This is a genomic window from Monashia sp. HAY1-2A, from assembly GCF_056755315.1.
Window position 1 is genome coordinate 1 of the sequence record NZ_JBNDHY010000034.1, and the last position, 23993, is coordinate 23993.

Genomic DNA, 23993 nt, shown 5'->3' on the forward strand with positions numbered 1-23993 from the left:
CCCCCCCCCCCCCCCCCCCCCCCCCCCCCCCCCCCCCCCCCCCCTCCCAAACCGCAACCCCCCCCCCCCGATTACTACGCGTCTCGTGGGCTCGGAGATGTGTATAAGAGACAGCGCCCGCACCGGTCCGTCGCGGCCCCGCCGCCGCACCCTCCTGGCGCTGGCCGCCGTCTCCGGCGCGCTCGTCGTCGCGGCCTGCTCACCCTCCTCGGGCGGCTCGAGCGGGTCGGGCTCGGGGGCCGGTGACGTGACGCTGACCGTGTGGTCGTGGCGCGTCGAGGACGAGGCCGCCTACAAGAAGATCTTCGCCGCCTACGAGAAGGCCCACCCGGGCGTCACCGTCGACGTCAAGGCGTTCAAGGCGACGGAGTACAACAAGATCCTCGCCACCGGGCTTGCGGGGTCGAACGGCCCCGACGTTCCGCAGGTCCGCTCCTACGGACAGCTGCAGACCACCGTCGCGAGCAGGTCGCTGCTGCCCCTCGACGGCAAGGTCGACCTCACCGGCTGGGACGAGAACGTCGTCGCGAGCGCCAAGGGCAAGGAGGACGGCAAGATCTACTCCGTCCCGCTCGCGCGCCAGACGGTCCAGATGTTCTACAACCAGGGCCTGTTCGACAAGAACGGCCTCGAGGCCCCGACCACGTGGGACGAGTTCATCGCCGCCAACGACAAGCTCGCCGCAGCCGGCGTCACCCCGATCGCCGTCGGCGCCAAGGACGACTGGACGCTGCCGATCGTCCACGAGGTGCTCGCCGCGCCCCGCTTCGGCGGCAAGGCCTTCCAGGAGCAGGTCCTGAGCGGCAAGAAGTCCTTCACCGACCCCGACTGGGTGGCCTCGGTCAAGGTCGTCGGTGACCTCGCGAAGTACATGCCCGAGAACGTCACCGGCGTGGCGGCGACCGACGCCCAGACCCTCTTCTCGGCCGAGAAGGCGGCGATGATCCCGGGCGGCTCGTTCGACCTCGGCGTCCTCCAGAAGGCCAACCCGAACGTCAGGATCGGCGTCTTCCAGGTGCCCCCGCCCCCCGGCTCGCCGAGCGGGTCCACCGCAACGACCCCGGGGTGGGCCGATGGCAACTTCGCCGTCTCGGCCCGGTCGAAGCACCCGAAGGAGGCGACCGAGCTCGTCACGTGGATGACCACCAAGGAGTTCGGGCAGATGGTCAGCGACGAGGTCAAGCAGATCTCGGCCGTGCCCGGCGTCGACCCGTCCGACCCGCTCCTGAAGCAGATGAGCGACAGCTACACGCGCTCCGGCTCGCCGTACCTGCTCCTCACCGACTTCCGGTACGGCTCGCCGTCGGGCACCGACATCTTCGGCAAGGCCCTGCAGGAGATGCTCCTCGGCGCCAAGGACGCCACCGCTGTCAGCTCCGAGCTCGACTCCGGCGTCAAGACCTGGTTCAAGCCGAGCGCCTGACGCTCGACCCGAAAGGCACAGCATGAGGCGCCGCACCGGACTGCTCTTCGTCGCCCCCGCGCTCGCCCTCTTCGCCGTCTTCGTGCTCTACCCGATGCTCACGGCGTTCTCGTACGCCTTCTTCGACTGGGAGGGCACGACGCGCGGGGCGTTCGCGGGGGTGGACAACTTCGTCACCCTGTTCACCCGGGCACCGTTCACCACCGACCTGCCGCGGGCCCTGCTGCACAACGTGCTCTTCTTCGTCGGCACGATGATCGTCCAGAACACCCTCGGTCTCGGCGTCGCCTACCTGCTGCACACCCGCCCACGGACGCGACGCGCGCTCCAGACGCTCTACGCCATGCCCTATCTCGTCAGCCCGATCGTCATCGGCTACCTGTGGACGCTGCTCCTCTCGCCGACGTTCGGGCCGGTGAACACGCTGCTGACGAACATCGGGCTCCGGTCGTGGGCCCTGCCGTGGCTCGGCGACCCGAAGACGGCCCTGTGGGTGGTGATCCTCGTCAGCGTCTGGCAGTGGATCGGGTTCCCGGTCCTGCTCTACGGCGCGGCTCTCGGTGGGGTGCCCGACGAGCTGACGGAGGCTGCCCGGGTTGACGGCGCCTCGAACCGGCAGGCGTTCGCCCGCATCACCCTGCCCCTGCTCGTCCCGGCCGTCGGCACGGTGTCGGTGTTGACGTTCATCTTCGCCATGGAGGCGTTCGCACTGCCGTACGCGTTCGGTGGCTCGACCGGAAACCCTGCGGGCGCAACGGACTTCGTCTCCCTGCTCTTCTACCGGACGGCCTTCGACTCCGGCGCCACCGACGCCATCGGCAGCTCGTCGGCCCTGGCCACGCTCCTGTTCGTCCTCATCTTCGGAGGCGCGTACCTGGCCACGGCCGTGCTCCGCCGGCACGAGCGGAGGATCACCGCATGACCACCGCGGTCGTCACCCCCGCGTCGTCGCAGGCCCCTGCAGCAGAGGCGAGGCCGCCCGCGTCGGCCGGACCCGGCCGGCGGCGCCCCTCTGGTACGGGCCGGCCCGTCGGCGGCGCGACCGCGAGCGTCCTGCTCTGGGCCTACGCGGCCCTCGCGCTCGTGCCGCTGCTGCTCATGGTGAGCAGCTCGTTCCGGTCCAACTCCGAGCTCATCACCGACCCGCTCGGCCTGCCGTCGCCCCCCACCACCGCCAGCTACGTCGAGGCGTGGACCGCCGGCAGCTTCGCGACGTACTTCGGCAACTCGCTGGCGGTCACGGTGGGGGCAGTCGCCATCTCGACGTCGGTGGCCACGATGGCGGCCTACGCCCTGGCCCGCGGCCGCTCGCGCGTGTTCCGGTGGCTGGAGTCGCTCTTCCTGTCCGGCCTCATGCTGCCGATCCACCTGGCGATCCTGCCGATCTTCTACCTCTTCGACGGCCTCGGCCTCATCGACTCCCGGCTCGGGCTGTCCCTGATGTACGCCGCGTCCGGCGTGCCGTTCTCGATCTTCGTCCTGACGACGTTCTTCCGGCAGCTGCCCACCGAGCTCGAGGAGGCCGCCGCACTCGACGGCGCGAACCACTGGCAGACGTTCTGGCGGATCATGGTGCCGCTCGTGCGACCGGCCGTGGCGACCGTCGCCGTCTTCCGGTTCGTGCCGATCTGGAACGACTTCCTCTTCCCGCTCGTGCTGCTGCGCCGTGACGACAAGTACACGCTTCCCGTCGGTCTGACGAGCTTCTTCGGCGAGAACGCGACGAACTACTCCGCCGTCTTCGCCGGGCTCGTCATCACGACGGTCCCGCTCATCCTGCTGTTCCTCGTGGCGACCAAGCAGATCGTGGCGGGCTTGACCGCCGGCATGGCCAAGTGATCGGCTCGCCTGCGTGGTGGGTGCGAGCGGGGGTCCTGGCCGGGGCGTGCTGAGGCGCGTCGTGGCCGTCGACGTCGGCGGCTCGGGGCTGCGACTCACGAGCGTCGACGCGTCGGCCTCCGCGGGCACGTCGCCGACCGTCGGTACGGCGGACGGAGCTCGCTTGGGCACCAACGGGATCGACGTGGAGGCCCTGGTCACGTCCGTACGTGGGCTGCTCGACGACCCCGACCTGTCGGACGCCGCGGTCGTCTGGTCGATGCGCGGCCTGCTCTTTCTCGCCGACCGCGACGCCGTGATCGACGCGGTCGCCTCGGGGTTGCGGGCCGCGACCACTGTGGTGGTCAGCGACGCCGTCGCCAACCTCGTCGGCGCGCTCGGCGGCGTCCGGCCCGGCGCGGTCGTGGCAGCCGGGACCGGCGCCGTCGCGTTCGGCACCGACTTCGACACGCACTGGAACCGCGTGGACGGCTGGGGCCACGTGCTCGGCGACCACGGGTCGGCCGCCTGGGTCGGCCTCGAGGGGCTCCGGGCTGCGCTGCGAGCCCTCGACGGGCTGGCCGGCGGCTCGCCGGTCCTCCTGGAGGCGGCCACGTCGTTGCTCGGTGACCCCGCCGGATGGCCGCGCCTCGTCATGACCGGCCCCGACGCCCCCGAGCGGCTCGCGTCGGTCGCCCCCCTCGTCACGGCGGCGGCGGCGGTCGACCCGGTGGCGGCCCGGGTGTGCGCCGACGCGGGACGCTTGCTCGCGGAGTCGCTGCTGGCTGCGGCCGCCGGGCTGCCTGACCCGACGCTCGTGGCCACGGGAGGTCTCCTCGCGGCGTCCCAGGTCGTCGGCGCCCTCGACGGGCACCTCGCCCGGTACGGCGCCCGTCGTGGCGCAGCTCGCGGCGGTGCGCTCGACGGCGCGGTGCTGCTCGGTCGTCACCTCGTCACCACCGGGTCGGTGCCCACCCACCCGGCCTACCTCCTGCAGCAGCCCGGGGGCGGCTGAGGAGGGCGCAGGGTGGTCACGCGGCCGACCGGGAGGGTGGCCGCGTGACCTCTGCACGAGGCGACGGGGCGCTGCGCTCAGTCGTCCGAGCCGCCGGACCCGCCGTGGTCGCCACCGTGGTCGCCGTCGCCACCGTGGTCGCCGTCGCCACCCTGGTGGTGCTTGCCGTGCTCGCTCGCGTCGTCGCCCGAGTCGTGCGAGTCGTCGTTCGCGTCCTCGCCCTGGTCGTCGGACGCGCTCGGGGTGGGGTGGGTGTCCGCTGCGGGTGTCCCGACGCCTCCGGCGTGGGAGACCTCGGCCGCGCGGGGCGACCGGTGCGCCGTGCGCTCCTCGACGCCCTTCTTCTTCGCCGCCGCCGCCGTGGCCTGCCCGTGAGCCGCGGCCTCCGGCAGCTGGGGCTTCCCGCTCTCCGTGGCCTCCGGGGTCTCGGTCGCCTCCGGCGTCTCGGTCTCCGCCGGCTCGCTGGTCTCTGGCGCCTCCGGGGTCTCGGCCGCCTCGGAGGTCTCGTCGGTGTCGGGGGTCGTCACGACGACCGGCGTCGAGGCCGGGGCGTCGTCGGAGGCGGCCGCGATGCCGCCGCCCGTCATCGCCGCGGCGATGACGACGCCGCCGACGCCGAGGACGATCTTGCGCTGGACGAGCCGGTGGTTCATGGGTTCGGTCCTTCCGATGGGAGATCTGACCGGTGGCCGGATGCGCCCGTACATTGCCGCTCGATGACCCGGCGTTACGCCCGGTGCGCGTGTAATGTCCGATTCGAGCCACCATCGTGGACAGGACATGGACGAGCCACTGCTGCGCGACGCCGTGCGACGAGGCCGGTCGGGCGATCCCGACGCGGTGGAGGCCGTGCTGGCCGAGTTCCGGCCCCGCATCCACCGCTACTGCCTCACCCGCCTCGGCGACGAGCTCGCCGAGGACGTCACGCAGGAGGCCTGCCTCGCGCTCGCGCACGCGCTGCCGGGGTACGAGGAGCGGGCCACCCCGTTCAGCAGCTTCGTCTTCGGCATCGCCGCGAACAAGGTGGCGATGGCCCGACGCTCGCTGGCGAGGGCGCGGGAGTTCGCGGGCGTCGTGCCCGACGCCGCGTCGGCCGAGCCGACGCCGGAGCAGCGCGCCGTGACGGTCGACGACCTCTCGCGCGCCCTGGCACCGCTCGGCGGACTGCCCGAGCGCCAGCGCGAGATCCTCCTGCTCCGCGTCGTCGACGGCCTGTCCGCCGACGAGGTCGCGGCCCTGCTCGGAATGACACCGACAGCCGTGCGGGTGGCCCAGCACCGCGCCCTGCGCGCCCTGCGGCGACGACTCGAGGAGGACGCGCCATGACCCGCCCCGAGCGGTACGCCGCGGTCCGCGCCGACGACCTCCTCCTCGACCGCCTCGCCGCCCGTGAGCAGCCGGGGCCGGGTGCTCCCGACCGGGCCGCCGAGGCACTCCTGAACCTGGCCCGTGCCGCCGACCGCGCGAGCCGGGGCGCCGAAGCAGGCACCGCCGCCTCGACGGGCGTCGACCCGGGCCCCACCCGCCGCGGACCCGACGCCCCCGCCCCCTCCGCCATGCCCGGCCGGCAGCGTCACGCCGTCATCTGCTCGCGCATCCTCGTCGCCGCTGCCGCGTCGATCGCGCTCGGGCTCGTCCCGGCCGCGCACACCCGACCGCCCGTGCCCGTCCCCGTGCTGCCGGCCGCGCCCGTCGCCCTCGTCCGGGCGCAGGCGCTCGTCACCGAGGCAGCGGGGCTCGTCACACCGCCCGACGCCGAGCCGACGGCTGCGGCCCTCGACCGTGCCGAGTCGCTGCTCGCCGACGCCTCCGCCGTCCTCGACGGGGTGCGCGACCCCCTGGGCGGCACCCTCGGGGTCGACGCCGTCCGCGCCCGTCTGGCCGGCGTCGCCGGGATGCTCGCGGCGGCGCGTCACCGGCTCCAGCCGGCGACCGGCGTGGTCGAGCCCCCTCGCGCCCCCGCTGGGGGCTCCCCGAGCACCGCCACCGCCGTCCGCGGGACCGGCCGCGGAGAGGGCGGCCCCGCCGGGACAGCGTCCGCCGGTACTCGCGGGTCCGGTGCGAGCACGCGTCACGACGGTGACGACGCTCGCGACGAGGCCGACGGCGGTGAGCGCTCCGGTCCGGGCCGGACGCGTGGGAGCACGAGCGGGGGCTCCGGCCTGTCCGCCACGCCCGAGTCGTCCGACAGGGAGCACTCGGGCGGCAGCGTCGGGGACGACGGGTCGGGGTCCCACGAGGCATCCGGCTCCGGCGACGACGCCGAGTCGGGCACGGACTCGCGCCGGGGTTCCAGCAGCGGTTCCGACAGCGGGTCGGACGGCGGGTCAGGCAGCGACTCAGGCAGCGGTTCCGACAGCGACTCAGGCAGCGGTTCCGACAGCGGCTCCGGCAGCGGCTCGCCGGGCGACGGGCCGGGCTCCGACTGACACAGCCCGGAGAGTGCCGGGGGCACCGGCGTCGCTCCGCCGCCCCCGTCAGCGGGCCAGCTCGTCCGAGGACGCATCGGCGGCCCGGCCGTGCAGCGGCGTCGGTCGCGGGTTCGCCGGCGCGCCGTCGAGGGGCAGGCGTACCTCGAAGCGGCAGCCCACCGCCGGCCCGGACCCGGGGCTCGCGTCGGACCTGCGTCCGTCGGACCTGACGACCGCCCCGCCTCCGCCGACGTTCGCCACCGTGACCGTGCCTCGGTAGGCGTCGACGAGGGCCGACACGATGGCCAGTCCGAGGCCGGCGCCGGCGGTACCCGTCGGCGTGCGCGCGGCGGACCCGCGGAAGCCGGGCTCGAAGACCCGGGGCAGCACGTCCTCCGGGATGCCGCCGCACGCGTCCGACACGGCGATCACGGCGTCCGGGCCGTCGCACGACAGGTCCACGCGCACGGTGCTTCCCGGTGCGGTGTGTCGCACCGCGTTGCCGACGAGGTTGTCGACGACGCGCGTCAGGTCGCGCGGGTCCACCCTCGCCGTCGGGGTCCCGGTCGACGTGCCGCTGACGGTCACACCGGCCCGCGCCGCCACCGGGCGCGCCGCAGCCACGACGTCCGACACGAGGTCCACCAGGTCGACGAGCACGGGGTCGCGCCCGACGTCACCCGCCGTGATGCGCGAGAGGTCGAGGAGGTCACCGACCATGCCGTCGAGGCGTCCGATCTCGCGCCGCAGCTGGGCGAACGCGGCCGCCGGGTCGGGCACCACGGCGTCCTCGAGGGCGTCGGCCAGGGCCCGCATCGCGGCCAGCGGGCTGCGCAGGTCGTGGGAGACCCACGCGACCAGCTCGCGCCGTCGCTCCTCCACGACCTGGTCTCGCAGCCGGGCCTCCTGCGCGCGGGACACGGCGCGCCCGAGGTCCTGCACGTGCCGCGCGATGGCCCAGCCGGCGGCCACGGCGACCGGGACGGTCGCGAGCAGACCGAGGAGGACGAGCGAGGAGTCGTGCTCCGACAGCAGCATCGCCCGCGAGCTCGTGTAGATGCCGGCGCCGACGGCCAGGACCACGACGAGCGGCGCGGCGATGGCCGCCACGACGGCGGCTCGGACCGTGGGCCGACGGGTGGCGCGCCGGACGAGCATCGCGCCGAGGGAGCCGACGACCGTGGCCATGCCGGCCGACACGAGGACGGCCTGAACGCCGGTGCTGCCCATCAGAGTGCCCCCGCCGTGGCATCGGGACCCGGCTGGGCCCGCGACTGACGAGAGTCCCAGCGGTAGCCGACCCCGAACACCGTCACCAGCCGACGGGGCGCCGCCGGGTCGGTCTCGACCTTCTCGCGCACCCGGCGCACGTGCACCGTGACCGTCGACTCGTCGCCGTAGTCCCAGCCCCAGACCGAGCGCATCAGATCCGTACGGGTGAACACGCGTCCGGGGTGTCGGACGAACCAGGCCAGCAGGTCGAACTCCCTTGTCGTCAGGACCGGTTCGTCGTCACCGAGGTGGACGCGGCGACCGGTGACGTCGACGGTCAGGTCGCCGTCGACGAGCCGGTCCGGCGCGTCGGGCAAGCTCGCCCCACCGGCGCCGCCGGGTCGCGGCGTCCCGACGCTCGGCACCACTCGGGCCCGACGCAGGACCGACTCCACACGCAGGACGAGCTCGCGCGGGCTGAACGGTTTCGTGACGTAGTCGTCCGCCCCCAGCTCGAGCCCGGCGATGCGGTCGTGCTCCTCACCTCGCGCCGTGAGCATGACGACCGGCAGGGCGGGGTGGGACGCTCGGAGCCGGCGGCACACCTCGAGACCGTCGAGCCCCGGGAGCATGAGGTCCAGCAGGACGAGGTCGGGGCGCCGACGGGCGACGGAGGCGACCGCGTCTCGCCCGTCGGCCACGACCTCGACGCCGAACCCGGCACGGTCGAGGTAGGCGGCGACGACGCCCGAGACCGTCGGGTCGTCATCGACGACGAGCACGCGCTCTACCGGCTCCACGGGCTCAGGATAGGTCCGGCACGGCGTCGTCCGGGGTCGGGACGGACGCGTCGGGTGCCGACGTCAGCACCTCGTAAGGAGCTCGTAACGACGAGGTCATGGCACCCGCCCCGCCGCGCCACTTGAATCGAGGGCAACCCGGTCGCCCGACCGGTTCATCGAGGAGAACCCATGAAGCACAAGCGAACCCACCACCAGACCGTGCTCGCCGCCGTCGTCGCCGCCGGCGCTGCCGTCCTCGCCGTCGGCGTCGGGCCGGCCTCGGCCGGGGTCTCGGGGCCCGCCTTCTACGTCGACCACACGCTGTACCGGACGGTGGCCACGCCGACCGACCTGTCGGGCACCGGTGCGCCCGAGCAGAGCTACGACACGATCTACAGCTTTGGGACGCTGCAGCGCAGCGTCGCGACGTCGGCTCCCGGCTACGCCGACTTCAACGGCGGCCGCTGGGCCGTGCACGCCGTGACGGCCCCGCACGGGTACGCGGCGGCGCTGGCGTCCGGCGACCTGGACGGCAACGGCGTGCTCGACGCGACCGACGAGGTCGTGGCAGCCCTGTCGAGCGGCGACCTCGTCGACACCGGGGTCGTCAAGCGCTTCGTCTGCACCGTCAACCCGGTCCCGGCGTCGCAGGCCTGACGCGCCGCCTCGCCCCGGACGTGCGAGGGCCCGTCCGACGTGTCCGACGGACGGGCCCAGCACCCTCCCAGGTGCCTCCGCGTCAGCGGAGCGGGTTGAACGGACGCAGCTCGTCCGGCGTCGCGCCGGTGACGATCTGCTCCGCGAGCAGACGGCCCGTGACCGGGCCGAGGGTGATGCCCCACATGCCGTGGCCACCGGCGACGAAGACCTTCGACGACCGCGTCGCGCCGATGAGCGGCAGGCCGTCGATGGTGCAGGGGCGCGAGCCGACCCACTCGTCCTGGCGCCGGTCGAGGTCGGCACCCTTGAGCAGCGGCCGGGCCGCCTCGACGATGGCCCCGATGCGGCGCTGGTCGAGGGCCGCCTCGGGCCTGCGGAACTCCATCATGCCGGCGACCCGGAGGCGGTCACCGACCGGCGTGCACGCGACCCGCGCGGCCGGGAAGTAGACCGGACCGTTCGGCAGGTCCTCGACCTCGACGCTGAACGAGTAGCCGCGGCCGGCCTGGACGACGCGCTTGACCCCGAGCTCCCGGGCCAACCCGCCGAGCCAGGCACCGGTCGCGACGACGACCGCGTCGAAGGTCTCGGCGATGCCGTCCTCGTTCGTCAGCACGACGCCGGTGGCGGTGTCGACGATGGAGGCGATGGCGCTGCCCGTGAGGATCTTGCCGCCGCGGGCCGCGACCGAGTCGGCCAGCGCGCCGACGAACGCGCCGGGGTTGATGAAGCGCTGGCCGTGCAGCACGATCGCCGCGCCGATCTCGTCGGACAGGGCCGGCTCGATGGCGCGGGCCTCGTCGCCGGTGAGGACGTCGAAGGCGATGTCGCCGCCGGACGCGTGGATGTGCTCGATCTCCTCGAGCAGCGTCTGGCGCTCCTCGGCGGTGCGGTAGGCGGCCGTGAACGACTTGGCCTCGTACGTCTCCGCGTCGACGCCGCCGTCCGTGAGGAGGTCGAAGCTCGCGAGCGAGAGGTCGTTGACGGGGACGAGGGCGCCCATGGCCCGCTTCCACGCCTTCATCGTGCTGTGGCGGGTGAACCCGGTGACGAAGCGCAGGAAGTCGGGGTTCGCGCTCGGCGGCACGTAGACCGGCGACGTCGGCGACAGGACCGCCCGGAGGCCGTACCTGAGGACAGCCGGTTCGGGCAGCGGCGTGGCGATGCCCGGGGTCAGCCAGCCGGCGTTGCCCCAGGAGGCGCCGGCGGCGACACCCTCCCGGTCGATGACGGTGACCTCGACGCCACGCTCCTGGAGGAACCAGGCGGTGGCCAGGCCCACCATGCCGGCGCCCACGACGGCGACGCGGCCGGGGGCGGGGTGCGAGGACGGGACGGACGGGGTGCTGCCAGCCATGGGGTCGACTCCTGTTCGCGGGGTGCCGGAGGGCCTCGGTGGGGCGCGGCGGCACTGCGGTGGGGTGCGGCGCCGCCGGCGCCTGTCCCCATGGTGCGACCGGCATCTCGTGGAGCCTTGGTGCTGGCTCGCCACACTTCAGGCCGATGGTTGTGCCCGCAGCACAACGGCGTGTCACCATGGGCGCATGGCTCCCCCGCGGGGCGCGTCGAGCCGCGCCGCCACCAGGACGTCCTCCACGAGCTCGGTCGGGCTGCCGGTCGCCCAGCTCGTCGGCACCATCGGCGGGGGCCTGCTCACCGTCGTGGTCGACGCGGGCGCAGGCACCGTGGACGACGTGACGCTCGCCGAGCCCGGCTCCGGCGTCTTCGGCCAGGCCGGTGACCTGCTCCTCGGCGTCGGCGTCGACCGGCCCGCGGACGCCGAGGCCCTGCTCGAGGGAGCGGCCGGCGTCGACGTCGGTGCCGTCGTGCTCCGACGCGCCGCGGCGCGGAACCCGCGGGTGCGCGCCGCCGCCAGACGACACGGTGTCGCCCTCGTCGAGCTGGCCGACCACGCCTCCTGGGCGCACGTCGTGTGGCTGCTGCGCGGCGTCCTGGACCGCGCCGCGAGCGGCCCCGCGCTCCGGGCCGAGGGTCCGGTGCTCGACGAGCTGTTCGCGCTCGCCGACGCCTGCGCGGGCCTCGTCGGCGGCCCGATCACCATCGAGGACACCCAGTCCCGGGTCCTCGCCTACTCCTCGGCGCAGGCCGTCGCCGACCCCGCCCGCGTGTCGACCATCGTCGGCCGCCGGGTGCCGGACGAGGTCATCGCGTCGCTGCGCGGCCGCGGCGTCTTCCGGCGCCTCGCGCGCTCCGACGAACCGTTCTTCGTCCCCGCCGGCCGGGACCTCGGCGCGCGCCTCGTCGTGCCGGTGCGCGCCGGGACCGAGTGGCTGGGCTCCATCTGGGCCGTCGTCGACGAGGAGCCGCCCGAGGCCGTGCGCCGCTCGCTGGGCCAGACCGCGTCGGTCGTCGCCCTCCACCTGCTCCGGCTGCGTTCCCAGGCCGACCTCGCCCGCCGCGTCGCTGCCGACCGGGTTCGGGCCGTGCTCAGCGGTGACAGCCTCGAGGCCGAGGGGTGGTTACCCCCGCCGCCGTGGCGGGTCGCCGTCCTCGCCGGGGCGTACGAGGCGTCCGAGGCGTCAGGGGCACCGGCGGACGCCACGCCCGGCGGGCGCGGAGGCGGCACCGCGCGCGCCGGGAGCGGCGGCAGCAGGGCCGCCGGGGCCAGCGGGGGCGCCGGCGGCACCGGTGGTGCCACCGAACGCGAGCTCGACGTGTGGGAGTCGGCGGCGCGGCGGCGGTCCTGGCGCCAGCCGCTGCTGGCGATCTTCGACGGCGTCGCCCTCGTCCTCGTCCGTGACGTGCCCGGTGACTCGACGCCCGGCACGTGGGAGTGGCTGCTCGGGGTGGTGACGGAGGTCGCGCGCGTGAGCCCGACGGCGACCGCCAGCGCCGGTGGACGCGTCTCCCGCGTCGCACAGCTCGACCGGTCCCGGCGGGAGGCCACCGAGGTGCAGCGGCTGCGCGAGGCCGGGCGCGTCCACGGGACGACGGTCACGGTCGAGGACGCCTGGGCCGCCGTGACCAACGCCCGTGCGCTCGGCGGCATCTGGACCGAGGAGCTGCTGGGCCCGGTCGAGACCCTGCGCCAGCACGACGAGCAGCACGGGACGGCCTACCTCGAGACGGTCGCCGCCTGGCTCGACCACCCGGGGGACCCCCGCGCGGCGGCCCGGGCCGTGCACGTGCACCCGAACACGCTGCGCTACCGGATGCAGCGGCTGTCCGACGTCGTCGACCTCGACCTGCACGACCCCGAGACGCGACTCGCGCTGCGCCTGCAGCTGCGGGCCCTCGGCCACTGAGGCCGGCCGCCCATGGGGGCCGGCTGGGGTGGTGACCGGTCACTCGCCCAGGTGGACCGTGCCGTCCGAGTCGACGCGGAACCCGGGGTTGTGCACGAAGTCCCAGCGGAAGCCGTCGGGGTCCGCGACACAGGCGCTCGTGCCGCCCCACTCACGCAGGGCCGGGGCCGTGACGCTCGTCGCGCCGGCCGCCACGGCTGCGTCGTGGAGCCGTTCGACCTCCTCCGCGCGAACAACGTTGTGTCCCAGGGACATCGGTGGCGCCTGCGTGCCGTGCCCCACGTCGCCGTACTCGCTCGGCATCGAGGTCACGTTCCACAGCGCGAGCACCTGACCCGGGGCGCACTGCACGAAGGCGATCTCGCCGCGCAGGTGCAGCACCGGCCGGAACCCGAGCCCGTCGACGTAGAAGTCGCGGGACGCCTCGACGTCGCGGACGCCCAGGGTGATGGCGCTGATCTCCGGAGTCGTCATCCCCCGACCCTAGAGCGCGCCCCTGACGCCGCCACGTCCACGCCGAGCAGCCGGGTGGTGGGCCGCAGGCGCAGGGTGATGCAGGTGGAGGGGCGCGCGTCGGCGCCCCTCCCCTGGTTCGTCGGCCGGTACCCCCAAGTCCCGGTCGGTCAGTGCCCGCCGCCCAAGAGCTCGCGAACCTCGGACTCCCGGTACCGGCGATGCCCGCCGAGGGTCCGGATCGAGGTCAGCTTGCCGGCTTTGGCCCATCGGGTGACCGTCTTCGGGTCGACCCTGAAGAGGGCCGCGACCTCAGCAGGCGTGAGCAGTTTTTCGGTGTCGTGCCGATCCTGAGTCGTCATTGTCATATCCCCACCACCCTGTCGCTAGGTGCAGCGACACGCATGTGCCCCAACCGGGGCTCAGTAAAGCAAGAGTAAAGTCTCGAGCGCCTGAATGGCAGTTAAACCCCGAAAGTCTCATATCGGCACGAGCGTCGGAGCCATGGTGTATACCACGGCTCGTTCCCGTCGACGCCGCTCGATCGCCGGGGTGGACGCGGGCACGATTTGCCTCGCTCATGTAGCGTTAGCACCACGCAGACACCACACATCCCGGGGCCGCTACGCGGAAGACGGAGAGCCGAAGGTCTCCCCGCCGAGCGATGCCGCCCCGGCACGACGCATGAGGGGGTCACGCCATGGGGCGCGGCCGAGCCAAAGCCAAGCAGACCAAGGTCGCACGGCAGCTCAAGTACTACACGCCGAACACGGACTTGAGCGCGCTGGAGCGCGAGCTGCACGGCTCGTCTCAGCGGGACGGAGACAACGAGTCGCCGTCCCTGAACAGCGAGAACGAGTACGACGAGTACGGGAAGTGGGCGTCGGGCGAGCGGTGAGCTCGCCCCCTCCAGTCCTCACGACAGGTGCCGGGTGACTCGTCACCCGGCACGTGGTCGTCCTCGCGGCACCGACGCGCTGTCGTCCCTCGATGGGTCCCAGAGGCTCTGAGCCGGGGCTCGTCCCCCCTTGGGCCTTCCCGGCCGTCCGCATGCGTCCTTCGCAGGCTGCGTCGCGCCCGGGCATCCCGTGCTGGCCGTGCTGGCCGTGCTGGCCGCAGGCGGGTGGAGGACGACGCGGGCCGACCGGCGCCGTTCGCGTCCGGCGCGGCCCGGTTCAGGGCGCCGGGTGCGACCCGACCACCTGGACGGCGCCCCCCTCGACGCCCTTCGCCCCACGGACGACCTCGACGTCCGGGACGATCATGCCGGTGGTGGTGGCGGTCTCCTCCGTCGTCACCTCGCCGAGGCGCCACGCAGCGATGCCGGCCGCCCGGCTCAGCTCGACCGCACGGGCGGCGTGGGCCTCGGGCAGCACCGCGACGAACCCGACACCCTGGTTGAGGGTGCGCTCGACGTCGGCCTGGGGCACGCGTCCGAGGTCCTGCACGGTGCGGAAGACCGCGGGAGGCGTCCACGTGGACCGGTCGAGCCGCGCGAACGTACCGGCCGGCAGGACCCGGGCCAGGTTGGCCGCGAGCCCACCGCCGGTGACGTGGCTCAGGGCGTGCACGTCGACGTCGTCGTCACCGATGAGCGCGAGCAGCGGCCGGGTGTAGATGCGGGTCGGCTCGAGCAGCTCCTCGCCGAGCGTGCGGCCGAAGTCGTCGACGTGCCGGTCCAGGGCCCAGCCGGCGCTCTGGACGACGCGACGCACGAGGCTGTAGCCGTTGCTGTGCAGGCCGCTGCTCGCGAGCGCCACCACGACGTCGCCGTCGGCCACGCGCTGCGGGCCGAGGACGTCGGCGAACTCGACGACACCGGTGGCCGCGCCCGCGACGTCGTACTCGTCGGGCTCGAGCAGTCCGGGGTGCTCGGCGGTCTCGCCACCGACGAGGGCGACGCCCGCCTCCTCGCACGCCCGGGCGATGCCACCGACGATGGCCGCGACGCGCTCTGGCACGACCTTGCCCGTGGCGATGTAGTCGGTCATGAACAGGGGCTCGGCGCCGCACACGACGATGTCGTCGACGACCATCCCGACGAGGTCGAAGCCGATCGTGTCGTGGCGGTCGAGCGCCTGGGCGATCGCCACCTTGGTGCCGACGCCGTCGGTGCTCGTGGCGAGGATCGGACGCGTCATACGGGCGATCGCGCTCGCGTCGAACATGCCGGCGAAGCCGCCCAGCCCACCGACCACCTCGGGTCGCGTCGCGCGTCGGACCGACGCCTTCATCAGCTCGACGGCCTTGTCACCCGCCTCGACGTCCACTCCGGCTGAGGCATACGTGATGGGGGCGTCGCTCACGGCCCCCAGCCTACCGGCGCTCCTCGGCTCCCCCGTCCGCCGTCCGCCGGCCAGCGGCCCTCTCTGCCCCCTCCTCTCGTCCGCGGTCGAGGTGATCGCTCGTGCCCGACCGCGACGAAGCACCTCGACTCCGAAGGGAGGCCGTGTGTCGAGGTATCCGCTCGCCGCACCGAGCGAGGAATCACCTCCACCGAGACGTTCCGAGGCCGAGAGCGACCTGCTGCATGAACGCGTCCTCGTGCAGGCGCAGACCGACCAGGTCGATTCGCAGGACCCTGTCGCCGGTGAGGACGACCGCGTTGCGACTGAGGTTGTCGACGCTGACGGCGAGCCCCTCGCGGTGCTGCCTGCCGTCGACCTCGACCACCAGTCCCTGCGTGTGCCACCGGACGTCGAGGTAGATCCGGCCGCGCGGCGACCTGGCGCACGACCTGGCGCGAGGGCTCCGGCAGACCCCGTGCCCGGCACAGCCGCGCGAAGTCGAGCTCGCCGAGCGACTCGACGCCGAGCGCCACGTCCCGGACGACGCCCTTGATGAAGGCGCGCCGCCGCCGTCCGAGGCACGACGCGACGGCCACCTGGAGCGCCGCCGCGGTCGTCAACCGCTGCTGCACGGCCATGAGCAGGACCAGGGCGGCCTGCCGGTCACTCACGGCCCATCCGGCAGCCCGGACCGCCGCGACAGCCGGACGCGTGCGAGGGACGCCGACGCCGAGGACCTCGTCGTCGAGGCGCCGGATGAGCTTGTGGACGCGGACGCCGTCGAGTCGGGGACGTCGTGGCTGTGGCGGACGGACAGGTGGAGCAGCTCCTCGTCGAAGCCCGTCAGGCCGGAGGCGACCAGGCTCGTGACACCGTCGAGCACGGCGATGCGCTCACCCACCTCCCAGATGGCCGACCAGGCCCTGGCCACGACCGGCAGCGGGCCGCGGTGCACGGCGACGGCCTGCCTGCCCACTGCCAGCCAGCGCTCGGCGGCGACCTCGTTGCGGACGTGGTCGTGCGTGATCCCGAGCTCGCGCAGCTGTCGGCGGGACACCACTCCCCGGTGGGCTGCGGCTGCGGCCGAGGCCATGGCTCGACGTTCGTAACCGGTCACGGCTCCGATGGTCGACGAGGGCAGCGCGATGGACCCACGGGCACGGAGGCGTCTGTGGACGGCTCGCCACCCGTCGCCGGGGTTGTGGACGACCGAGCCGGCCCGCCGGTCGAGGTGATCCGTCGCACCCGGGCGCGAGCAGATACCTCGAACCGATCGCCGAGCCCGTGGGTGGAGGTGATTCGTCGCACCCGAGCGCCGGGAGATACCTCGAACCGCAGAGGGGGTCAGGGGTGCTGCAGGGCGCTCTCGCCGCCGACCGCGACCCCGAGACTGACGCCCTCGACGTCGACGGAGCGGTCGTGACCGGTGCGGACCGTGAGCGGCAGGGTCTCGAGCACGTGCTTGCCGATGTGGCCGTCCTCGGGCAGCTCGATCGGGTACCGGCCGGTGAAGCAGGCCGTGCACAGCTGCTCGCGCGGCTGGTGGGTCGCCGCGATCATGCCGTCCTCGGAGATGTAGCCGAGCGAGTCGGCGCCGATCGACGCGCGGATCTCCTCGGTCCCGAGGCCCGTGGCGATGAGCTCGGCCCGAGTCGCGAAGTCGATGCCGTAGAAGCACGGCCACTGGACCGGCGGCGAGCTGATGCGGACGTGCACCTCGGCGGCTCCGGCCTCGCGCAGCATCCGGATCTGGGCGCGCTGGGTGTTGCCCCGCACGATGGAGTCGTCGACGACGACGAGGCGCTTGCCGCGGATCGTGTGCTCGAGCGGGTTGAGCTTGAGCCGGATGCCGAGCTGGCGCAGCGTCTGCGAGGGCTGGATGAAGGTGCGCCCGACGTACGCGTTCTTGACGAAGCCCTGGCCGAACGGGATGCCGCTCTCCTGCGAGTAGCCGACGGCGGCCGGTACGCCCGACTCCGGGACCCCGATGACGAGGTCGGCGTCGACGGCGTGCTCGCGTGCGAGGACGCGGCCCATCTCGACCCGCGCCTCGTGCACGACGCGGCCCCGGATGACGGCGTCGGGGCGCGCGAGGTAGACGTACTCGAAGACGCAGCCCTTCGGCTGCGGCTCGGCGAACGTGTGCGAGCGCAGCCCGTTCTCGTCGATGGCGATGAGCTCGCCGGGCTCGATCTCGCGGATGACGGAGGCGCCGATGGTCTGCAGCGCTGCGGTCTCGGACGCGACGACCCAGCCCCGCTCGAGGCGGCCCAGGGCGAGCGGGCGCACGCCCCACGGGTCGCGGGCGGCGTACAGCGTCTGCTCGTCCATGAAGACGAAGGAGAAGGCGCCCTGCAGCTTCGGCAGCAGCTCGAGGGCGGCCTGCTCGGGGGTACGGTCCTCGTCGGCGGCCAGCAGCGTCGTGACGAGCGCCGTGTCGGAGGTGTTGCCCCGGGCCAGCTCGCCGGTGACGCGCGCACCGCCGAAGTGCTCGTCGACGAGGGCCTTGAGCTCGACGGTGTTGATGAGGTTGCCGTTGTGGGCCAGGGCGATCGTGCTGTGACCGGTGCCGCCGAGCGTGGGCTGCGCGTTCTCCCACGTCGACCCGCCGGTCGTCGAGTATCGCGTGTGCCCGATGGCGAGGTGCCCCCGCAGCGAGCTGAGGGCGGTCTCGTCGAAGACCTGCGACACGAGGCCCATGTCCTTGTAGACGAGGATCTTCTCGCCGTCGCCGGTCGCGATGCCCGCGGACTCCTGGCCGCGGTGCTGCAGCGCATAGAGCCCGAAGTACGTCAGCTTCGCGACGTCCTCTCCCGGGGCCCAGACGCCGAAGACCCCGCAGGCGTCCTGCGGGCCCTTCTCGCCGGGGATGAGGTCATGGTTCAGTCGACCGTCGCCGCGTGCCACTGCCCCAGTGTCGCACAGCCGGCAGCCTCGCCCGGACGCGTGCGGCCCGGGTGGACGCGTCGTGCTCAGTCGGCGGGAGCCCGCAGGGGCAGCGCCGCGAGCACCTCGTACCGGGGGCGACGACCCCGCCCCTGCCCGAGGTGCGACTCGACGAGCACGACCTCCTCGGCCCGCCACGTCGGGCCCTCGTACGCCTCGAAGGCGCGCAGCCAGCGCGTCGCCTCGGCCGGCCGCCGGAAGCGCCCGAGCGTGACGTGCGGGTGGAACCGCGTGCCGTCGGGCGTGGCCCCGACGCCGTTGGCGGCGCCGCGGGCGTTCCTGGCGAGGGCGTCGAGGTCGCCGTGCAGCTGGTCGACACCGACCCACAGCACGCGTGCGGCATACGGGTTGGGGAAGGCCCCCGCGCCCGCGAGCCGCAGGACGAGCGGGTCCCGTCGCGAGGCGGCCGCGCCGAGGGCCTCGGTGAGGTCGTCGAGCCGGTGCTCGGGGACCGCGCCGAGGAACGCCAGGGTGACGTGCCACTGGTGCGGGTCGGTCCACCGCAGGTCACCGCCGGCTTCGCGCCGCGGCTCGACGTGCGCGGCGAGGTCCCCCAGGGCGTCGGTGGGAGGAACGACCGCGACGAAGAGCCTCACGACGCCGTCACCGCGCCGTCCGTGTCGCGTCCGACGCGTCCGGCGCCTCCGACGTCCCCGACGCGTCCGAGGCGTCCGGCGCCTCGAGCGCGGCGCCGGAGGCCAGCAGGCCCTCGACGTCGGGCACCCCCCACGCGGCGAGGGCGGCGCGCGTGTCCGCACCGACCGCCGAGGGCGGCGTCGTCAGAGCCGCCGGGGTGCGTGAGAACCGCGGCGCCGGGGCGGGCTGCACGACGCCGTGGTGCTCGACGTACGTGCCACGCGCGGCCAGGTGCGGGTGGGCCGGCGCCTCCGCGTACGACAGCACCGGCTCGACGCACGCGTCGGTGCCCTCGAAGAGCTCGGTCCAGGCGTCGCGGCTGCGGGTCCGGAACGTGTCGGCGAGGAGGGCGCGCAGCGCCGGCCACACGGCGGGGTCCGACCGGCTCGGCGCCGTGTCGGAGAGGCCGAGCAGCTCGAGGAACGTGTCGTAGAAGCCCTGCTCGAGCGGGCCGACCGCCATCCAGCCGCCGTCGCTCGTCTCGTACACGTCGTAGAACGGGGCACCGGTGTCGAGCAGGTTGGTGCCCCGCCGTCCGCTCCACAGGCCGGCCCCGAGGAGTCCGAGGACGAGCGAGGAGACGTGCGCCGTGCCGTCGACGATCGCCGCGTCGACGACCTGCCCGCGCCCGCTCGCGCGCGCCTCGAGCAGCGCTGCGAGCACGCCCACGACGAGGTAGAGCGCCCCGCCGCCGAAGTCACCGACGAGGTTGACCGGCACCTGCGGCGGGCCTCCGGCGCGGCCGATCGCTCCGAGCGCCCCGGTGACGGCGATGTAGCCGATGTCGTGCCCGGCGGCCTGGGCGAGGGGCCCGTCCTGGCCCCAGCCGGTCATCCGCCCGTAGACGAGGCGCGGGTTGCGCTGCAGGCACGCGTCGGGGCCCAGGCCGAGGCGCTCCGCGACGCCGGGGCGGTAGCCCTCGACGAGGACGTCGGCCTGCTCGACGAGGTGCAGCGCGGCCCCGAGCCCGTCGGGGTGCTTGAGGTCGAGCGCGACGGAGGGGCGACCGCGTCGGAGCAGGTCGCGCTCGGGGTCGAGGGGCACGGGCAGCGGCGACAGGCCCGGCCGGTCGACCCGGATGACGTCGGCGCCGAGGTCGGCCAGGAGCATGGCTGCGAACGGCGACGGGCCGATGCCGGCCAGCTCGACGACGCGGACCCCGGCCAGCGGCCCACCGCGCGGTGCGGTGGTCACGACGCGCGCACGCCGGCGCCCCGGCCGGTCACGAGCCGTCGCGGCCCGTGCGGTCGAGCAGGAGCGCGACGATGCCGGCGAGGCCCGCCCCGAGGAAGACCCCCAGGGCGCCGAGGAACAGCACCGCCGTCCCGACGTCGTAGGACCTGGTCAGCGAGTAGCTGGGTCCGCCCGGCTCGCGCAGCCCGACCACCACGCCGACGACGAGCCCGACGAGGGCCCCGGTGACGAGGAAGCGCTTGAAGTTCGGGGTGCGGGGGACGTCGGGACTCACGGGCCCAGCGTAAGCGAGGCCAACGGCAGCAGGCCCTCGAGGTGGGCTCGCTGGCCGCTCGCCCGGACGCGGGAGGCGTCGACGGCCTCGTCCCACGCGAGGTCGCCGACGGCCAGCCGCAACCACGTGTCGGCGTCGGTCTCGATGACGTTGGGCGGGGTCCCGCGCCGGTGCACCGGGCCCTCGATGCACTGGGCGGCCCCGAACGGCGGGACACGGACCTCGACGGTGCGCCCCGGCGCGACCGAGGCCAGCTCCTCGAGGGTGTACCGCACGGCGGTCGCGATGGTCTGGCGGTCGGCGGCGAAGTCGGCCCTGCGGCAGGCCTCGAGCGCGGCCCGGCCGGCGTCGACGGGGGTGCGTCGGCGTGGGGGCATGGCCGCCAGCCTAGCCGCGGGACAGACACCGCCCGGGCCGCCCCGGGGCGCGAGGCCCGGCGAGGGACCGGGCGCGTCGGAGTCACCGCAGGCGCGGGATGACGCCGGTGACGACGGCGTCGAGGACGGCACGCGTGCCGGCGAAGGGCCCGGACCGACGCGGCCAGTGCGTGATGACGTCGGTGAAACCGAGCTCGGCGGCGCGCCCGACGGCGTCCTCGAACGCGTCGGCACTGCTCAGCGAGAAGGTCGGGGCGCTGTCGAGGTTGAGGTACCGGTCGAGGCTGCCGGGGTCGCGACCGGACGCCTCGAGCGCCTCCTCGACGACGCGGCAGTGGCCGGCGACGAGGTGCCACCATGCGGTGTCGGTGTCGGCCGTGCCGCCGTAGGTCATCCAGCCGTCGCCACGGTGCACCGCGAGGCGGATGGAGCGCGGGCCGTTCGCCGCGACGACGAGCGGAACCCGATGCCCGCCGGGCAGGCCACGCACCGGTCCGGGACGCGTCTGGACGTCGTGCGCGGCGTAGAAGCGTCCCTGCGCCGTGACGCGCTCCTCGCGCAGCAGCCGGTCGACCAGCTCGGTGAACTCGTGGAACCGCTCGACGCGCTGCCTGAGCGGCAGGTCCTCGCCCATGATCCGGGAGTCGAGGTCGCCCCCGCTGCCGACGCCGAGGAGGAACCGGCCACTGGAGATGTCGTCGAGGGCGAGCACCTCCCGCATGAGCTGGACCGGGTGGTGGTTGTTCGGCGAGGACACGAAGGTGCCGAGGCGTGCCCTCGACGTCACGGCTGCGGCGGCCGCCAGCGTCGGCACGGCGGCGAACCACGGCGAGTCGGGCAGGCCCTCCCACGTGACGTGGTCGAAGGTCCACAGGTGGTCGAAGCCCATCGCGTCGGCCTCCCGCCACATCGGCTCGGCCACGGACCAGGCGTGCTCGGGCAGGATCGTCAGACCGAAGCGCATCCCCTGACCGTAGCCGCCGGCCGGACCGTTGCCGCCGTCGGTGCAGGGTCGTAGCGTCGGACCACCAGAACGGGCACGTCGAAGGAGCCACCATGTCCAACCTCGTCGTCCACTTCGAGATCCACGGTTCGGACCCCGAGCGCCTCGCCGACTTCTACGGCCAGCTGCTCGGCTGGTCGTTCCAGCAGTTCGGCGACATGCCGTACTGGGCCATCGACACCGGCGAGGAGTCCATGCGCCAGGGCGGGGCGGGTCACGGCATCAACGGCGGGCTGACCCAGCGGCAGGGCCCGGCACCCGAGAAGGGTGGCCCGGTCAGCGGCGCCAACCTCGTCGTCGCGGTCGACGACGTCGACGGCCTGTTCGCCCGCGGGCTGGAGCTCGGCGGCACCGAGGCCCTGGCACCGGCGGACATGCCGGGTGTCGGCCGCCTCGCCTACCTGCACGACCCCGACGGCAACGTCTTCGGCCTCATCTCCCCCGTGATGTCCGACGGCACGACCGCGATGGGGTCCTGACACGGCGTCCTCCTACGCTGGGCCCGTGACGCTCGACCGGAGGCCCGACGACGCCTCGCCCTGGGACGACGCCGCGGTGCTCGCCGCGTCGAACGCGTGGGCGTGGGTGCCTGCCTTTGCCCGCAGCGTCGCCACCGACGAGTACCTCGTCGTCGCCTACCCCCCGACGTTCCTGACGCCGACGGGGGCGCGCGTCGTCGAGTCCGAGCGCGACCCGCGCGACCTCGTCGACGAGGTGCACGCGGTCGCCCGCGACCTCGGCCGCGACCGGCTGTGGTGGACGGTCTCGGACACGACGCGTCCGGAGGGGCTCGAGGCCGAGGTCGTGCGTCGCGGCGGCAGGGTCGTCGAGCGGATGGACGTGCTCGCCCTCGACCTGTCGCAGGGCCGGCTGCCCGACCTCGGGGTGCCCGCCGACGTCACGGTGCGGCGCGTCGCCGACCGGACCGACGTGGTCGAGTCGCTCGTCCTGAGCCAGCTCGCGTTCGGCGGCGACGTGCCGGACGACGCGGAGGTGGACCTGGCCCTCGACGAGGTCGAGCGCGGCCTCGCCGAGGGGTCGGGCGGTCGCGTCCTCGCCTCGGTCGAGGGCCGGGCGGCGAGCACGGGCGGGTGGACGCTCGTCGGTCCGGTCGCACGGTTCTGGGGCGCCGGCACCCACCCGGACCTGCGCGGACGCGGAGCGTACCGGGCCGTGCTGGAGGCACGGCTGCGGCACGTGCTCGAGCAGGGCGTCACCCTCGCCCTGACGCACGGACGCGTCGACACGTCCTCACCGATCCTGCGCTCCGTCGGCTTTCGCCGCTACGGCGAGCAGCGCCAGCTCGTCGTCGACCTCACGTGAGCGCCCGCGGCCGCCGGGCCGGGCCCACCGACGACGCCGCGGGCCCGGGCGGCGGCGCCGGTCCCTCCCGGCGCATCACCCTCGAGTGGGACGACCGCGGCGGGGTCACGGTGCACATGGACGGCTCGCCCCAGTCGCACGTGCAGCCGCAGGACCCCACCGTCCTCGTCTTCGAGTACGTCCAGCACCTCGCGCTCGTCCTCGACGCGCTCGTCCCGGAGCCTCCTGCGCCGCTCGCCGTGACGCACGTCGGGGGCGCGGGGCTGACGCTGCCGCGGTACGTCGAGGCGACGCGGCCGGGCTCGCCGCAGATCGTCCTCGAGCCGGATGCCGAGCTGACCGCCCTCGTCCGCGAGCAGGTGCCGCTCCCCCGGCGGCACCGCATCCGGGTGCGCCCCGTCGACGGGCTCACCGGCGTCGCGGGCCTGCGCGACGCGTCGGCCGCGGTTCTCGTGACCGACGCGTACGCCGCCGGACGCGTCCCCGGCGAGCTCGTCGGGTCGGCCTACGCCACGCACGTGGCGCGGGTCCTCGGCACCGGTGGCGTGGCGCTGTGGAACCTCGCCGACGAGCCGGGGCTGCGCTGGGTGTCGCGCGTCGTGGCGACGGCCCGGCAGGTCCTGCCGCACGTCGCGCTCCTGGCCACTCACGAGGTGCTCAAGCGTCGACGGTTCGGCAACGTCGTCCTCGTCGCGTCGGGCTCGCCGCTGCCGGTCGAGCGGCTGCGCCGCGACGTCGCCCGCGCCCCGCTCCCGACGGGGCTGCGGGCCGGGGTCGAGCTCGACCGTCTCTGCGCGGGCGCGAAACCCTTCGGCGACAAGGGGATCGGCAGCCCCGAGCCGCCGGATGCCACCGGCTGGCGTGTCGTCTGACACGCGTGGGGCGACGCCCGGTCAGGGCGCCGCCCCACCC

Annotated in this window: 27 protein-coding genes; 12 read left to right on the forward strand and 15 right to left on the reverse strand. The window is 74.3% G+C overall.

Annotation, left to right across the window (positions count from 1 at the left end; translation table 11 throughout):
- From ACPYOM_RS07150 to ACPYOM_RS07165, 4 genes are all read left to right on the forward strand, one after another.
- On the forward strand, window positions 1-1423 hold a 1423-nt coding region (locus tag ACPYOM_RS07150), incomplete at its 5' end, for an ABC transporter substrate-binding protein (RefSeq protein WP_481345436.1).
- A 22-nt stretch (window positions 1424-1445) separates the two neighbouring features.
- Window positions 1446-2345 (forward strand): carbohydrate ABC transporter permease, encoded by a 900-nt coding sequence (locus tag ACPYOM_RS07155; protein WP_481343799.1) that lies wholly within the window; start codon window positions 1446-1448, stop codon window positions 2343-2345.
- Window positions 2342-3262, forward strand: a complete 921-nt coding sequence (locus ACPYOM_RS07160; RefSeq protein WP_481345437.1) for a carbohydrate ABC transporter permease — start codon at window positions 2342-2344, stop codon at window positions 3260-3262. Before ACPYOM_RS07155 ends, ACPYOM_RS07160 begins: the two co-directional genes overlap by 4 nt.
- Before the next feature lie 61 nt (window positions 3263-3323).
- Window positions 3324-4256 (forward strand): BadF/BadG/BcrA/BcrD ATPase family protein, encoded by a 933-nt coding sequence (locus ACPYOM_RS07165; RefSeq protein WP_481345438.1) that lies wholly within the window; start codon window positions 3324-3326, stop codon window positions 4254-4256.
- A 77-nt stretch (window positions 4257-4333) separates the two neighbouring features.
- On the opposite strand, the gene ACPYOM_RS07170 is transcribed toward ACPYOM_RS07165, so the two are convergent.
- The gene (locus ACPYOM_RS07170) at window positions 4334-4909 is read right to left on the reverse strand and encodes a hypothetical protein (protein ID WP_481345439.1); all 576 of its coding nucleotides are present in this window, start codon (window positions 4907-4909) and stop codon (window positions 4334-4336) included.
- 127 nt (window positions 4910-5036) lie between these two features.
- On the opposite strand from ACPYOM_RS07170, the gene ACPYOM_RS07175 reads away from it, so the two are divergent.
- Both ACPYOM_RS07175 and ACPYOM_RS07180 read left to right on the forward strand, forming a co-directional pair.
- Complete coding sequence (locus ACPYOM_RS07175; protein WP_481345440.1) at window positions 5037-5582, forward strand: sigma-70 family RNA polymerase sigma factor; 546 nt, start codon at window positions 5037-5039, stop codon at window positions 5580-5582.
- On the forward strand, window positions 5579-6685 hold the full coding sequence (locus ACPYOM_RS07180; RefSeq protein ID WP_481345441.1) for a hypothetical protein: 1107 nt from the start codon (window positions 5579-5581) through the stop codon (window positions 6683-6685). The genes ACPYOM_RS07175 and ACPYOM_RS07180 overlap by 4 nt, the downstream gene beginning before the upstream one ends.
- A 48-nt stretch (window positions 6686-6733) precedes the next feature.
- Here ACPYOM_RS07180 and ACPYOM_RS07185 read toward each other — a convergent pair whose 3' ends face one another.
- Both ACPYOM_RS07185 and ACPYOM_RS07190 read right to left on the reverse strand, forming a co-directional pair.
- Window positions 6734-7897 (reverse strand): sensor histidine kinase, encoded by a 1164-nt coding sequence (locus ACPYOM_RS07185; RefSeq protein WP_481345442.1) that lies wholly within the window; start codon window positions 7895-7897, stop codon window positions 6734-6736.
- Entirely contained in the window at window positions 7897-8679 is a 783-nt protein-coding gene (locus ACPYOM_RS07190; RefSeq protein WP_481345443.1) for a response regulator transcription factor, read from the reverse strand. Before ACPYOM_RS07190 ends, ACPYOM_RS07185 begins: the two co-directional genes overlap by 1 nt.
- A 171-nt stretch (window positions 8680-8850) precedes the next feature.
- Here ACPYOM_RS07190 and ACPYOM_RS07195 point away from each other — a divergent pair, with 171 nt between their 5' ends.
- On the forward strand, window positions 8851-9318 hold the full coding sequence (locus ACPYOM_RS07195) for a hypothetical protein (protein WP_481345444.1): 468 nt from the start codon (window positions 8851-8853) through the stop codon (window positions 9316-9318).
- Between the two features lie 82 nt (window positions 9319-9400).
- Here ACPYOM_RS07195 and ACPYOM_RS07200 read toward each other — a convergent pair whose 3' ends face one another.
- Window positions 9401-10678 carry an NAD(P)/FAD-dependent oxidoreductase gene (locus tag ACPYOM_RS07200; RefSeq protein WP_481345445.1) on the reverse strand — a complete coding sequence of 426 codons (1278 nt, stop codon included), beginning with the start codon at window positions 10676-10678 and terminating at the stop codon, window positions 9401-9403.
- A 187-nt stretch (window positions 10679-10865) separates the two neighbouring features.
- On the opposite strand from ACPYOM_RS07200, the gene ACPYOM_RS07205 reads away from it, so the two are divergent.
- On the forward strand, window positions 10866-12587 hold the full coding sequence (locus ACPYOM_RS07205; RefSeq protein ID WP_481341581.1) for a helix-turn-helix domain-containing protein: 1722 nt from the start codon (window positions 10866-10868) through the stop codon (window positions 12585-12587).
- A gap of 39 nt (window positions 12588-12626) precedes the next feature.
- Here ACPYOM_RS07205 and ACPYOM_RS07210 read toward each other — a convergent pair whose 3' ends face one another.
- Window positions 12627-13061, reverse strand: coding sequence for a VOC family protein (locus ACPYOM_RS07210; RefSeq protein WP_481341582.1), 435 nt, complete (start codon window positions 13059-13061; stop codon window positions 12627-12629).
- A gap of 149 nt (window positions 13062-13210) precedes the next feature.
- Window positions 13211-13402, reverse strand: a complete 192-nt coding sequence (locus ACPYOM_RS07215) for a BldC family transcriptional regulator (protein ID WP_323102359.1) — start codon at window positions 13400-13402, stop codon at window positions 13211-13213.
- A 338-nt stretch (window positions 13403-13740) separates the two neighbouring features.
- On the opposite strand from ACPYOM_RS07215, the gene ACPYOM_RS07220 reads away from it, so the two are divergent.
- A complete protein-coding gene (locus tag ACPYOM_RS07220) occupies window positions 13741-13938 on the forward strand; it encodes a DUF3073 domain-containing protein (RefSeq protein ID WP_481341583.1) in 198 nt (65 codons plus the stop codon).
- Window positions 13939-14215: 277 nt separating this feature from the next.
- On the opposite strand, the gene purM is transcribed toward ACPYOM_RS07220, so the two are convergent.
- The 9 genes from purM to ACPYOM_RS07265 form a co-directional block, all read right to left on the reverse strand.
- Window positions 14216-15346 (reverse strand): phosphoribosylformylglycinamidine cyclo-ligase, encoded by a 1131-nt coding sequence (purM, locus tag ACPYOM_RS07225; RefSeq protein WP_481341584.1) that lies wholly within the window; start codon window positions 15344-15346, stop codon window positions 14216-14218.
- Window positions 15347-15527: 181 nt separating this feature from the next.
- Complete coding sequence (locus tag ACPYOM_RS07230) at window positions 15528-15713, reverse strand: hypothetical protein (protein ID WP_481345446.1); 186 nt, start codon at window positions 15711-15713, stop codon at window positions 15528-15530.
- Window positions 15714-15995: 282 nt separating this feature from the next.
- Complete coding sequence (locus ACPYOM_RS07235; protein ID WP_481345447.1) at window positions 15996-16445, reverse strand: hypothetical protein; 450 nt, start codon at window positions 16443-16445, stop codon at window positions 15996-15998.
- Window positions 16446-16672: 227 nt separating this feature from the next.
- On the reverse strand, window positions 16673-18235 hold the full coding sequence (gene purF, locus ACPYOM_RS07240; RefSeq protein WP_481345448.1) for an amidophosphoribosyltransferase: 1563 nt from the start codon (window positions 18233-18235) through the stop codon (window positions 16673-16675).
- Window positions 18236-18300: 65 nt separating this feature from the next.
- Window positions 18301-18870: an RNA 2',3'-cyclic phosphodiesterase gene (thpR, locus tag ACPYOM_RS07245; RefSeq protein WP_481345449.1), complete on the reverse strand. Its 570-nt coding sequence runs from the start codon at window positions 18868-18870 to the stop codon at window positions 18301-18303.
- A gap of 7 nt (window positions 18871-18877) precedes the next feature.
- Window positions 18878-20104 (reverse strand): CaiB/BaiF CoA transferase family protein, encoded by a 1227-nt coding sequence (locus tag ACPYOM_RS07250; RefSeq protein WP_481345450.1) that lies wholly within the window; start codon window positions 20102-20104, stop codon window positions 18878-18880.
- A 28-nt stretch (window positions 20105-20132) separates the two neighbouring features.
- On the reverse strand, window positions 20133-20378 hold the full coding sequence (locus tag ACPYOM_RS07255) for a hypothetical protein (protein ID WP_481341589.1): 246 nt from the start codon (window positions 20376-20378) through the stop codon (window positions 20133-20135).
- Window positions 20375-20755 carry a sterol carrier family protein gene (locus tag ACPYOM_RS07260; RefSeq protein ID WP_481341590.1) on the reverse strand — a complete coding sequence of 127 codons (381 nt, stop codon included), beginning with the start codon at window positions 20753-20755 and terminating at the stop codon, window positions 20375-20377. The genes ACPYOM_RS07255 and ACPYOM_RS07260 overlap by 4 nt, the downstream gene beginning before the upstream one ends.
- A gap of 82 nt (window positions 20756-20837) precedes the next feature.
- A complete protein-coding gene (locus ACPYOM_RS07265) occupies window positions 20838-21719 on the reverse strand; it encodes an LLM class flavin-dependent oxidoreductase (RefSeq protein WP_481341591.1) in 882 nt (293 codons plus the stop codon).
- Between the two features lie 92 nt (window positions 21720-21811).
- Between ACPYOM_RS07265 and ACPYOM_RS07270 the strand changes: the two genes are divergently transcribed.
- The 3 genes from ACPYOM_RS07270 to ACPYOM_RS07280 are packed head-to-tail and all read left to right on the forward strand — an operon-like array spanning window position 21812 to window position 23953.
- Window positions 21812-22237: a VOC family protein gene (locus ACPYOM_RS07270; protein WP_481341592.1), complete on the forward strand. Its 426-nt coding sequence runs from the start codon at window positions 21812-21814 to the stop codon at window positions 22235-22237.
- A gap of 25 nt (window positions 22238-22262) precedes the next feature.
- On the forward strand, window positions 22263-23081 hold the full coding sequence (locus ACPYOM_RS07275) for a GNAT family N-acetyltransferase (protein ID WP_481345451.1): 819 nt from the start codon (window positions 22263-22265) through the stop codon (window positions 23079-23081).
- Window positions 23078-23953: a spermidine synthase gene (locus ACPYOM_RS07280; protein WP_481345452.1), complete on the forward strand. Its 876-nt coding sequence runs from the start codon at window positions 23078-23080 to the stop codon at window positions 23951-23953. The genes ACPYOM_RS07275 and ACPYOM_RS07280 overlap by 4 nt, the downstream gene beginning before the upstream one ends.
- The last annotated feature ends 40 nt before the right edge of the window (window positions 23954-23993 follow it).